The 12,355-nt window shown below is 48.6% G+C and carries 11 protein-coding genes; 4 read left to right on the top strand and 7 right to left on the bottom strand.

Annotated features, from left to right (window positions below):
• Positions 1-30 precede the first annotated feature (30 nt).
• Together pdxA and rsmA are read left to right on the top strand one after the other, a co-directional pair.
• Positions 31-1,038: a 4-hydroxythreonine-4-phosphate dehydrogenase PdxA gene (pdxA, locus tag ZMOB_RS00195; protein WP_014500296.1), complete on the top strand. Its 1,008-nt coding sequence runs from the start codon at positions 31-33 to the stop codon at positions 1,036-1,038.
• A gap of 10 nt (positions 1,039-1,048) precedes the next feature.
• Positions 1,049-1,885: a 16S rRNA (adenine(1518)-N(6)/adenine(1519)-N(6))-dimethyltransferase RsmA gene (rsmA, locus tag ZMOB_RS00190; protein ID WP_011241115.1), complete on the top strand. Its 837-nt coding sequence runs from the start codon at positions 1,049-1,051 to the stop codon at positions 1,883-1,885.
• Positions 1,886-1,896: 11 nt separating this feature from the next.
• Here the strand turns inward: rsmA and ZMOB_RS00185 are convergent, their stop codons facing one another.
• The 7 genes from ZMOB_RS00185 to guaB all read right to left on the bottom strand — a co-directional run bounded on the left by ZMOB_RS00185 (position 1,897) and on the right by guaB (position 9,722).
• The gene (locus ZMOB_RS00185) at positions 1,897-2,766 is read right to left on the bottom strand and encodes a hypothetical protein (protein WP_014500295.1); all 870 of its coding nucleotides are present in this window, start codon (positions 2,764-2,766) and stop codon (positions 1,897-1,899) included.
• Between the two features lie 16 nt (positions 2,767-2,782).
• Positions 2,783-4,117: a lipopolysaccharide biosynthesis protein gene (locus tag ZMOB_RS00180; protein WP_014500294.1), complete on the bottom strand. Its 1,335-nt coding sequence runs from the start codon at positions 4,115-4,117 to the stop codon at positions 2,783-2,785.
• Positions 4,118-4,202: 85 nt separating this feature from the next.
• The gene (locus ZMOB_RS00175) at positions 4,203-4,973 is read right to left on the bottom strand and encodes a nucleoside/nucleotide kinase family protein (RefSeq protein WP_014500293.1); all 771 of its coding nucleotides are present in this window, start codon (positions 4,971-4,973) and stop codon (positions 4,203-4,205) included.
• A 4-nt stretch (positions 4,974-4,977) separates the two neighbouring features.
• Positions 4,978-5,700 (bottom strand): nucleoside/nucleotide kinase family protein, encoded by a 723-nt coding sequence (locus ZMOB_RS00170; protein ID WP_014500292.1) that lies wholly within the window; start codon positions 5,698-5,700, stop codon positions 4,978-4,980.
• 503 nt (positions 5,701-6,203) lie between these two features.
• A complete protein-coding gene (locus ZMOB_RS00165) occupies positions 6,204-6,794 on the bottom strand; it encodes a tetratricopeptide repeat protein (protein WP_014500291.1) in 591 nt (196 codons plus the stop codon).
• Between the two features lie 208 nt (positions 6,795-7,002).
• Positions 7,003-8,229 (bottom strand): RsmB/NOP family class I SAM-dependent RNA methyltransferase, encoded by a 1,227-nt coding sequence (locus tag ZMOB_RS00160; protein WP_014500290.1) that lies wholly within the window; start codon positions 8,227-8,229, stop codon positions 7,003-7,005.
• Between the two features lie 35 nt (positions 8,230-8,264).
• Positions 8,265-9,722 carry an IMP dehydrogenase gene (gene guaB / locus ZMOB_RS00155; RefSeq protein ID WP_011241122.1) on the bottom strand — a complete coding sequence of 486 codons (1,458 nt, stop codon included), beginning with the start codon at positions 9,720-9,722 and terminating at the stop codon, positions 8,265-8,267.
• A gap of 276 nt (positions 9,723-9,998) precedes the next feature.
• Between guaB and ZMOB_RS00150 the strand changes: the two genes are divergently transcribed.
• Positions 9,999-10,706, top strand: coding sequence for a response regulator transcription factor (locus tag ZMOB_RS00150; protein ID WP_011241123.1), 708 nt, complete (start codon positions 9,999-10,001; stop codon positions 10,704-10,706).
• Entirely contained in the window at positions 10,675-12,312 is a 1,638-nt protein-coding gene (locus tag ZMOB_RS00145) for a sensor histidine kinase (protein ID WP_014500289.1), read from the top strand. Before ZMOB_RS00150 ends, ZMOB_RS00145 begins: the two co-directional genes overlap by 32 nt.
• Positions 12,313-12,355 lie beyond the last annotated feature (43 nt).

The following is a 12,355-nucleotide window of genomic DNA, read 5'->3' as shown; positions in this document are numbered from 1 at the left end:
AAATCGGATAGCGTTAGATTGGAAAAGAAGATGAAACCGCTTGCTGTCACATTGGGAGACCCATCGGGTATAGGCCCTGAAATCGTTGCGAAAGCATGGTCACGCCGCAAAAGCGATCAGATTATGCCTTTCTTTGCGATAGGCAGCGCGGCTTCTATTCAGGCGGTTTCATCGATTCCTGTGGTCGCGATCACTGATCCGAACGAAGTGATTTCTATTTTCGATCAGGCTTTACCGGTGTGGGATATCCCCTCAAAAGAAACCATTATCCCTGGTAAACCCAATAAAGCCGGCGCTGAGGTCGCGTTTGCTGCCCTTGAAAAAGGCGTGGCTTTGGTCAAACAGGGACAGGCTTCGGCTTTGGTAACCGCACCGGTTTCAAAAGCCGAACTCTATCAGGTGGGTTTTACCTTTCCGGGACAGACCGAATTTGTGGCTAATCGCTGCGGTATTGCTGCCGATGATGCGGTTATGATGTTGGCGGGGCCTGATTTAAGAACGGTGCCGCTGACTATCCATATTCCCTATCGTGATGTTTTGGAACAGCTAACGCCTGAACTGATTATCAGCCGAGCCCGGGTTACTGTAGAAGATCTGAAACGGAATTTTGCTATTCCGTCCCCTCGTCTTGTCGTTGCCGGATTAAATCCCCATGCCGGAGAAAATGGCACGATTGGACGCGAGGAAATCGATAGTATCGAACCTGCAATCAGGCAGCTTCAAGCCGAAAATATTGATATTAAAGGCCCCTTTGCTGCGGATACTCTGTTTAGCCCACGGGCGCGGGCCACTTACGATGTCGCATTATGTCCGACCCATGACCAAGCCTTGATCCCGATCAAAACGATCAATTTTGATAATGGTGTGAACACAACATTGGGCTTGCCGATTATCAGAACCTCGCCAGATCATGGCACGGCTTTTCCTTTGGCTGGGAAGAATAAGGCGGATGAAGGCGCCATGGTGGCGGCTTTGGTGATGGCGGCCAATTCTGCCCATAATCGCCAAGCCTATGCTCAAAATTCTATAGACGGATAAGCCTATCACTATGCTGGATCAAACGCTTGAACCGTTGCGGGCTGTCATTGCGCGTCATGGGTTGTCGGCAGACAAACGCTTGGGTCAAAATTTTCTTCTTGATAGCCAGCTATTAGATAGAATTGCCCGTGTTCCCGGAGATTTAACGCAAAAAACCGTCTATGAAGTGGGGCCGGGTCCCGGAGGACTAACACGTGCCTTGTTAAAGGCGGGAGCAAAGGTGACTGCTGTAGAACGGGATAGGCGGTGCTTACCGGCTTTGGCAGAATTATCGGCTCATTTTCCCGATCAGCTTCAGGTCATTTCCGGCGATGCGATGGAAATCGACGAAGCAGCGGTCTTGGGTGAGCATGTCCATATCGTTGCCAATTTACCGTATAATGTTGGAACCGCGCTTCTTATCCGTTGGTTGACAGCAAAAACATGGCAGCCTTGGTGGTCTTCCTTGACCTTGATGTTTCAAAAAGAGGTTGCCGAACGCATTACAGCCAAGGTGGGGACACCTCATTACGGGCGTTTATCTGTTCTGGCACAATGGCGGAGCGAGGCAAAATTAAGTTTTCCTGTGCATCGCTCGGCCTTTGTGCCACCGCCAAAAGTGATGTCTGCGGTGGTGCATTTAACCCCGAAAGATCAGCCGGAAGGTCTGTCTCTAGGGACGTTAGAAAAAATTACCGCAGCAGCCTTTAATCAGCGGCGGAAAATGTTGCGCCAAAGCCTGAAAAACATCGAGCATATGATGGAAGCCCTGGAATTGGCGGGCATTGACGCAACCCGTCGTCCTGAAACCGTTTCGGTTGCGGAATTTATTGCCATTGGACGACATTGGGAAAAACTGTCGGCGTAAATTTGTCGTGATTAAAAACCGGTTTCACCCAGTTTTAACAGAGTTTTTAAACGGCTAAGGATCGAATCCGGTATCGGAAAAGCGAATTGGGTATAGTCCTGTTCACCTCGAATCTGCTTTTCGACCAATTCGTCATGCATATCGCCCATAAGGCCATTGATCGTAGCCAGATAGAAAGACATCTGGTGATTCCAATTGGCCGGATGGATAACCCGCAGGGTATCGTTAAAAGAAATGCGACGGCTGATGATTTTGCGAATATTATGGAATTTATGACCTGTGACCTTGTCATCTTTCAAGGCGGTTTTGATTTTACGATTTTGATCCGCAAAATAAGTCATCAAGCTTGATACACTGGCAGGTCTGAAATCGGCGAGTTGCCAGCGCACAATATTGTAAAAAGGCGGCATCAGCGCAGCCCAAAGCAATGCGCCCCACAAAATTGTTTTGCCTTTTTGCCGATTTTTAAACGCATCCTGCATATGTCCCATCAGGCTGGTTACCAGATTGACAGACCATGGATAGCGATGCCGTTCATCCATATTGGCACAAGCAAAGCGAATATGTTTGAAACGAGCGCGGGCATATTTGAACGCCTGTTTTTCTTCGGCATCCTCTGTACCACCGCGTCGGATAATCGTTAAAACCAGTCGTCTAAAATCCGGTATATTGACGCCTCTTTCAAGAAGTTGCCAGCAAAGGCGATAACATTCTTCGCTATCATGCTCTTTTAAGGCAGGTCGATCACCGTCAGGGCAGATGGCTTCAAGATGGGGTTCATCATCTAGCAGGACATTTTCAAATAATTGATCAAGTTCGGCATCTGTAAAACGCGGATTAGCCAGCGAGATATTCTTTTTCGGTGCTTTTTTATAACCCATCGATTCTCTGCTCTCTTTAAACTTCGCTGTTGGTAACAGTTTCGGATTCCAGAAGATAGCGACGTGTATAGCCTATAAGAGCCGGAATCATGGCTAAAATATTTAATAGGAAGATACCGAAAATATAAGAGATCCCTGCCCCATGCAGGCCAAAGGCATGGGTTAAGCACACAAGAGCCGTAATATAGGTGATGACCGACACAATCTGGGCAACAAGCACAGCCTTGGCCTGCCCCGCCATATAGAGCAGCGATTCCAGAGGAAAGCAGGCCATAGAGATCACCAAGGCTGGTGACATGATTGTCATCAATGTCGAAGCTTCGGCATATTTATGGCCAAACAGACTGATAAGAGGCTTGCCACCGATTAAGATAACCAACATGACGCATAAGCCTATCGCCCCTGACAGAAGGCCAGTTCGTAAAGCCAGATGCCAAGGATGGCGGCTTTTGGGATCAAGACGCATAATTTCAGGATAGAAACCTTTTTCCAGAAAACGCGCGGGTTTGACCGCAGAATCCAATAATGTCGTGGCAATCTTGTATCGACCAGCCGCCGCCGCCCCCAACATACCGCCCACAATCAGATTGCCAACCGGAGACCAGCAAGCATCCAGTGTTGTGTTAAGATTGGTCAACCAGACGAAATTCCATACCCCTGGTAAAGACGCGGGTGCCTCGCGAAGGCTGGGACGCAAAGCGGATTGCATGTCCCGTTCACGGAGTTCTTTTACCGTCATTACCCATAAAACGAGGTCTCCGGCGATATCCGCTAGATACCATGTCGCAACAAAGCTGACAAAACCGAGGCCCAATATCCAAGAAAGCAGCGCGCCAACGCCCCGCAAAAGAGGGGTAATAATTTGTTGTTTGGCAAGAAGGTCAAAACGCCCAACCAAGCGCAAAACACCCGTTGGAGTCGCCGATGACATTGTAGGGATAAGGGTACAATATAAAAGCGCGATAGGTGTATATTGTTGACCAATTCCGACATAGGAAGCCGCAAAGCACAATATCGTCATACCAACGACCATACCAAAAACACCTGAAGCCATATCCAGTCCAACCGCAAAACGGATGGCTTTGGCTACAATAGAACGGTTGCCTTGTTCGTAAGGACGGGCACCAAATTTTAAAATCATCTGCCAGCTTTGAAACTTGGTTAAGGCACCGACCCCCAAAGCATATGTGTGAATCAGCATCAACGTACCGAATTCCACCGCCGTCAGCATCCGCCCTGCCCCAATCAGCGCGCCTAGCCCGATTAAAGCGCCGATCAGTTTTGTTGATCCCAGATATCCTGCGTTTTTCAGAACAGTTCGAAAAACGCGGTCTTTCAACCATCCTGACATAGGCGGTTCTTGCCTTTTCTTACCTTAGTAAAATTTAAGGCCAAAATTCGGGATGAAGTCTGGCCCTATTGAATGGATTTTTGTGCTATTTCTGGTTTGAAGCGAGGTCAACCGTTAGATAGGGTTGCACCAAACGCACAATATCTTTCCAGACAGCCTTATAGGGGCGCGTGGCATCGATGACTTCCATATGGGCGCCACCGAAAGTCAAATGCTGCATAATTTCCGATTTAATACGCAGCGCCTCAATATCATGATCGGGTTTACGAGCATGGGCTGTCTCGGGATCGACATCCAGACGTAAAACGAGATCAGGTTGGAAGGACGCCATTCGTTGGTAAAGTGCAGCTTCTGACCGCACCAGCCAACTGACAAAACGATTGCCAGCCTTAGCGGCTGACAAGCCGGGTCCGTCACATTGTCCAGCGATTTCAGCCTGTGGATAGCGGTCTGTGATAACCGTAATACCAGTCTTTAAGGCGCGTCTCATTTTGAGATAGGAACAAAAACGCCGTAAAGAGAAAAAATAAACGACTAATGCCGTCATAACACCCGGTATCTTTTTGCCTTTTGTCCGAGTGGTAGTCGCCCTTTGCTTGAGAAGATTTTCGATCCATGATCCGACTACAGGAATTTGTCCGATTTTTCTGCCCAAATCCCCTGATCCCAAGCCAAGATAATAGCGTTTGACAGGCGTATATTTTTGTATGGCCGCAATGAGATCTGTCGTCAGACTGGATTTCCCACTGCCATCACAGCCGACAAGCGCGATCAATTTACCCGTCGGATGAGTATGAGCCTTTGGGTAGGGAGCCTTTTCAATCGGTGGCGTCTTGTTATCCAATAATAATTCCATGGGTTTACTTGGCGGTCGCTTGGTCATAACGCGCAATAACGTCGAGAATGGCAGCTTTTGCTTTGCCAATTACCTGATCCAAGGGTTCGCGGCTATCCAGATCGAGAATAGGGGCCCCATTAAAAGACAAGCGAGGAACATCCCTTACTTTTCTTTCCAAAGAAGCGGGTCGATGATCGGGTTTGCGTTTGAGTGCCGTTTCGAGATCGACATTGAGCCTGATCACGATATCCGGCTTATAAGAAGCCATCCAATCATATAAGGCTTGCTCTCGCCCCGTCAAAAAGCGAGCAATCATGCCTTTCGGATTTCTGGCGACCAAGCCGGGCCCGTCCATGGGCCCAGGAACAACCGCTTGAGGGTAACGATCGGTTAAGATCATAAAGCCCTTGCGATGGAGTCTTCGCATCCGCAAAAAACGAAATACCCGACGCATGGAAAGCGCAAAAATAACGATTGAAACCGTTGCCCCTGCCCCTTTTTCATCCCGTGCTTTGGAAGAGCGGGCAATAACTTGTTTATCAAGTTTTTTGCCCACAAAAGGCATACGGGCAATAGCCCGACCCCAATTTCCGGTTTGTTTTCCAAGATGACAAAAAGCCGTCGGCCGCATTGTCTGCAACCATTCAAGCAATTCCTGACCAACAGTGGTCTTGCCACTTCCATCGGCACCGACAAGGGCGATGAGAGGGGCTGATCTATTTCGGGAAGGCTCGGGTTGGGGCATTGCTATAAACCTAGGGAGTAATGATCTTGCTTAAGTCCGTTACAAGATCGTTGATTATACTATCAAGTATTTTTGCTGCAAAAATACAATAATTTTATGCAAAGCAAAGAGGCTATTTCTTCCGTTATTTCAGGGAGAAATGAATAAGATGAGACATTGCTTGCCATGATACCATCTTGATGATGAATAAACGATGGAATTCATTTCCCATAATATCGTCAGTCATCACAAATAGAGTATTTTCAGATATCTTTTGAAAGCGCAGTGCACATCCTCCTCAAAATACCAAATGAATAAAAAGACATAGCCATTATAAAACAACAAAATCAGCAAGATATGAGTTTTATAGGCTCTGGCGAATTTTATAGGTAAAAGTTGAAGAGGAGATACACAAAAAAACACGGACAGAAAAGGCTTTACCCGCAGAGCTTTGCTATTCGATTCCAGAAAAGGAATAAAACCCCATTTTTGGTATAAAAAATTAAAATTATGACCTTAAAATATTATTTTATAATATTTTTGGAGGTGTTAGGCGTTTTAGAAGTGGCTTCGGAAGACGAAGTGTTTTTAGGCGTATTCGAGGCAACTGTTGCGGAATTGTCATTTGCTATGTGGCTATCAGCAGTTTTGACCTGTGAGGTGGCCGGTGGGCCTTTGGCAATAACGGCAGCAAGGGCATTATAGGCAGGGCATTCTGTTTTACAGATTTCTTTTATTTTCGTAAGATTTTGCTGCGCTCTATTCATGGCACCTTTGGCCACCATGGCTTCGCCTTGCGCTTCCAATGCCGTGGTGTCGGTCGGATCAATCGTTAATGCGCTGCGATAAAAACGAATGGCTTTTCCGGTTAAATCCTGTGCAGCGGCCACACGTCCCAAAGCGATAAAGGCATTTTTATTGCGAGGATCGACGGCCAGAGCGCTTTCAAGAAGTTGTTCGGCCTCGACCAGATGGCCTTCTTTTTGCGATTTTTCAGCCTGAAGCATCAAATGGGTAGAATAGGGATTGATATCGCTATCCGCTCTACCTTGAAGCACCGGTGTTCCTGAGGCCAATGTCAGAGAAAGGACAAGGGCTAGAGGCGAAAAATGCATTATTTTCTCCGGAAAAGGAACAGACTGAAGACTACCCATGACAACCGATAATGACCGATTAAGGAAAACTCTAACCTGACTATCTTGCCATCGCAACGAATAGTTATGATGGCGGAAAGAGACAATCAGGTCAGTAAAGATTTTATCCGTTATTGATGAGAGGCAAAAACGCCGATTTTGGCTTTAAATTTTGCGTTCTATCGCGGCTTTAACGGCCGATATAACGGAGCCGACTGACAAAAAAGCCATCACTTTTGTCTTGAAGCACAGTAAAGCGACGACCATCCCCGCGTAAACACCCCGCTTGGATATCTGGATTTTCGACTGTCCAATCAGGATGACGATTGAGGAAAGCCGTGATCTGGTTGGCACCTTCATCATCCAGTACAGAACAGACGACATAGACCAAATAGCCGTTAGGGCGAACCAGTTGAGAGGCAACATCCAAAAGATGGCTTTGCGTGTCGATAACCCGTTGCAAGCGCGTCGGATTGAGGCGCCAGCGGGCTTCGGGATTACGCCGCCATGTGCCACTTCCAGAACAAGGGGCATCAATTAACACGAGATCCGCTTGATGTGCGAGGTCGCCTAATGCCTTCTCTTCCTGTTTAGGATTAAGGAGCCGTTGTTCAATGGGGGGCAGTTTGGCGCGTTCCGCGCGAGGTTGCAATCGAGACAGACGATTGCGGTCGGTATCGCAAGCGATCAAATCCAATTTTGCCGCATTGTTATTGGCCAACATATCGCTAGCCAAAGCGAGGCTTTTACCCCCTGCCCCTGCGCAAAGATCAATGACCTTCATGCCTAATTGGGCTTGGCAGATAGAACTTGCCCATTGGGAACCGGCATCCTGTATTTCGATCGCACCCGATTTCCACAAAGGAGATTGATCGACTTTTGTGCCTTCGGGAAGACGAACCGCATAAGGTAAGCCGGATATTACTTGCCCTTCTGGGAAGGCTGCAAGAACCGTGTCTATATCCGTTAAATGGGGATTAAAGCGAATATCGAGCGGAGCGCGCCCCAAAAGAGCATTTTGCTCGGCGGTGTCGATATCGCTGGCCGCCATCTTTTCAGCTAGCCATGCAGGCAGCAAAGATGTGTTTTTTTGAGAAATTTTAGCCGCTTCAGCGAATTCTTTATCGGATATGGGCGCAGGAGCGCGCATTGATCCGTCAAATAAGAAAGCCAGTTCAGCATCATTTTGTGCCAACTGGATCATCGCAGCGCGCCCATTTATCGGACAATCGCCTATCTCGCGAATAGCCCGATAGACCAAGCTGCGAATGGCTGCCCGATCTTTTGAACCAGCATAGCGGCGCGTTTTGAAATATTGGCTAATCAGTCGATCAGCCGCAGAACCTTCGTCACGCACCGCCTGAATAATCTGGTCAAGCAGTTCTATGGCGGCTTCTACTCTGGCTTGAGGGATCACCGCCAAGACTCCTTTTGATCGTTACAACAAAGCTTCTAGCGAAGCGGATAGTTCGGGGCTTCACGGGTGATGGACACATCATGCACATGGCTTTCACTTAAGCCAGCATTGGTGATGCGAACAAATTTACCGCGTTTTTGCAATTCGGGAATGGTAGCCGAACCGGTATAGCCCATAGCGGCTTTGATACCGCCCATCAACTGATGGATAACGGCAGAAGCGGCACCCTTGTAAGGCACCTGACCTTCAATACCTTCTGGAACCAGTTTCATCTGATCTTTGACATCCTGCTGGAAGTAACGATCAGCTGAACCCAGAGCCATCGCGCCGACAGAACCCATACCACGGTAGGATTTGTAGGAACGACCCTGATAGATGAAGGTTTCACCCGGAGCTTCTTCGGTACCAGCAAGGAGCGAACCCACCATGACGGTAGAAGCACCAGCGGCCAAAGCCTTGGCCAAGTCACCGGAAGTCCGAAGACCACCATCAGCGATCACCGGAATATTCGATTTGGCGGCTTCTGCAGCGGATTCCATAACAGCGGTTAACTGCGGAACACCGACACCAGCGACAACGCGGGTCGTGCAGATAGAACCCGGACCAATACCGATTTTGACGGCATCCGCACCAGAATCAATCAGGAAGCGCGTGGCTTCTGGAGTAGCGACGTTACCGGCAACAACCTGAATTTTGCTGGAAAGTTTTTTCAAGCGTTCAACAGCAAGTCCGACATTGCGGTTATGACCATGTGCCGTATCAATAACGATCAGATCACATTCGGCATCGATCAGAGCTTCTGCCCGTTCAAAACCAGAATCACCCACCGTCGTCGCAGCGGCGATCCGAAGGCGGCCGGAAGGATCCTTGGTAGCTGCCGGATAAGCAACCGACTTTTCGATGTCTTTGACCGTAATCAAGCCAAGGCAGTGATAATTGTCATCAACGACCAACAGCTTTTCAATCCGGCGCTGATGCAGCAAGCGACGGGCTTCGTCCTGCGTCACACCCGGTTTCACGGTTGCCAGATTTTCATGGGTCATCAGCTCGGAAACGGGCTGATCGAGATGTTCGGCAAAACGGACATCGCGGTTCGTCAGAATACCGGCAAGACGGCCAGAGGCTTCGACCACTGGAATACCGGAAATCTGGTATTTATCCATCAAAGCGCGCGCTTCGCGGAGATTACTGTTAGGCGTAATCGTGATCGGATTAACGACCATGCCGCTTTCATAGCGTTTGACCTGACGCACGGCTTCGGCCTGTTCTTCCACCGTCATATTGCGGTGTAAAACGCCAATGCCGCCGAGCTGCGCCATGACGATACCCATTTTGGCTTCGGTTACCGTATCCATAGCCGAAGAAAGCATCGGAATGTTGAGTGAAATTTCCCGTGTCAGGTTGGTACGGAGGTCGGCCTGACTGGGAAGAACATCAGAGGCTGCGGGACGAAGCAATACATCGTCAAAAGTGAGGCCTAGACTGATTTCCATTGTGAATCCCCCGGATCAGGCCCGTTCAAAACCTTAATCATAGAAATTCATAAGGATCTGATTGGGCAATAAGATTCGTAGCCCTATATAATGGGATGGCTTTGCTTTCTAGCACCCTGATAGGGTTTTTCCTTATTTATTTTGCATTTTTTGTTTAAACCCGTTGTTAGAAGCGGAAATAAATCAAAGAACCGATCAAGAGTAGCAAAAGGATAAAAAAATTTGGCCGATAATGGTTGCCATTTCACAATGATTTATGCAGTAGAGCGAAAATAAATGACTGCTTCAATCGCCTTGGTCGATGATGACCGTAATATTTTAGCCTCGGTTTCGATGACGCTTCAGTCAGAGGGATTTTCTGTCAGAGTCTATTCTGATGGGAAAACGGCTCTGAATGCACTTTTGGAATCGCCGCCCGATTTGGTTGTTTTGGATATCAAAATGCCCATCATGGACGGAATGGAGGTTTTGCGGCGATTGCGTGAAAAAAGCATGGTGCCGGTCATTTTTCTGACCTCCAAAGATGATGAGCTGGATGAGGCCTTGGGTTTGGCTTCCGGTGCCGATGATTATATCGCCAAGCCTTTCTCTTTGCGACTGTTGATCGCGCGGATTCGGGCTTTGTTACGGCGCACCGAAGCCAGATTTCAGGAAAAATCTGAAGAAACGCCCCAAAATAGCCATATCATTGTTAGAGGTCGTCTGGTGATGGACCCTGATCGGCATCAGGTGTCATGGGACGGTGAGGATATTTCCTTGACGGTGACAGAGTTTCTGATCCTTGAGGCCTTGGCGCAGCGTCCCGGTTTTGTAAAATCGCGTGACCAATTGATGGATACCGCCTATCAGGATGATGTCTATGTCGATGATCGCACCATAGACAGCCATATCAAGCGCCTGCGGCGTAAATTCCGCCAGGTAGATAATCAATTCAAAAGTATAGAGACGCTCTATGGTATCGGCTACCGATTTGCCGAAGAATAAAGAAGAAGACGCGGCTTCCCGCTATCACTGGCGGAGAAACGAGCTTGCGCTTGGTTGGTCAGCGCGTTGGTCGCTGACTGCCCGTATTCTGGCCGTGAATATTTTCGTTCTTCTGATATTTGCTGGCACCTTTTTCTATGTCGCCCAATATCGCGATCGCCTGACGGGTCTTCAGACCGGTAAATATAAAGCGATGGTCGAGCTTATTACCGATAATCTCGAAAATACACCGGAAGCGGAATGGGATCGCCTGATCGGTAAGATGGGACAGCAAACCGGCTTTCGTATTCGGATTTTTAATTCCGACGGAAAAAGGCAATTTGATAGCTGGGACGGACAGCCGCCTACTTATACCATTCATGACCCGAAAAAAGATGACTGGCAGCACCGTCTTGCCCGCACATTGGATCGGATCAATGATATTGTCGTCCATGCCAGCCCGTTAAGTTATTATCAGGAACCGAAAGATGACCGGCTGCAAGCATGGCCGGAAGCGGTGACTGCCCGTAGCCAGAATGAAATGGCAGCGCAGATAAGATGGGCGGCGGATCGGACACCGTTGATTTCAATCGCGACCCCTATCGGGAAAGATGGCGCTACCTTATTTGCAACGGATAACCCGCGTTATATTACCCATAAGGTCAGACGGCAGCGTTTTTGGGCAATGATCGTTTTATTGGTCGTTACCTGTGTTTCTGTCGGATTGTCTTTATTTTTGGCGCGAACAATTGTTCACCCATTGAAAAGCCTTGCCAAAGCAGCGGTACGCGTCCGTTTAGGACAGGCAAGAGAGGTTAAAGTCCCTCGCCTGCCCGCGCGCCGTGATGAAATTGGTCTATTGGCGAGATCGCTGTCTGATATGAATACCGCCTTGCAACAGCGGATTGATGCGACAGAGGCTTTTGCTGCTGATGTAACGCATGAGCTGAAAAATCCGTTGGCTTCGTTACGGTCGGCGGTCGATAGTCTGGAAATGATAAAAGACGATCATTTGCGGCAGCAATTGATCGGCGTCATTCGTGACGATATTCAGCGGTTAGATCGCCTGATTACCGATATTTCAGAGGCTTCGCGTGTTGACGCAGAAATGGCGCGTTCCAGCTTTGAAGTCATTGATTTAGGCCCGTTAATTCAAGGTGTCACCAAGCATTGCGAGAGGCGGCCTGATGCAGCCGATGTCCGTATTGCTTTTGCCCGCCCGCAATCCGGTATTGCCGTGGTTTTGGGCGATGGCACGAGATTGACGCGGGTTGTTGAAAATCTGATCGATAACGCGATTTCATTTTCGCCGCCGGATGGTTTGGTAACGATTACCACAACCCGCGACAAAGATGATGTTGTCATCAGAGTAGAAGATGAAGGCCCCGGCGTGCCGGATGATGCCAAGGAAGAAATTTTCCGGCGATTCCATTCTGTCCGCCCCAGTCAGGAAGCCTTTGGTCGCCATAGTGGTTTGGGATTGGCGATTGCGAAAGCGACGGTTGAAGCCCATCACGGCACGATTGAGGTCGCCAAGCGGTCGCATGGAAAAGCCGGTGCTAGCTTTATTGTCCATCTTCCCGCCGCTCCGATCATTCATCCGACCCAAAATGGTAAAAAAGCCTAGAGAATGGATAAAATAGCTCTGACATTCCAAGCGAAATGGATGA

Origin of the sequence: Zymomonas mobilis subsp. mobilis ATCC 10988 (genome assembly GCF_000175255.2) — a bacterium.
Classification (GTDB): Bacteria; Pseudomonadota; Alphaproteobacteria; order Sphingomonadales; family Sphingomonadaceae; genus Zymomonas; species Zymomonas mobilis.
Note: the sequence above shows the minus strand (reverse complement) of the source record. Positions and strands in the feature narration are given on the sequence as shown.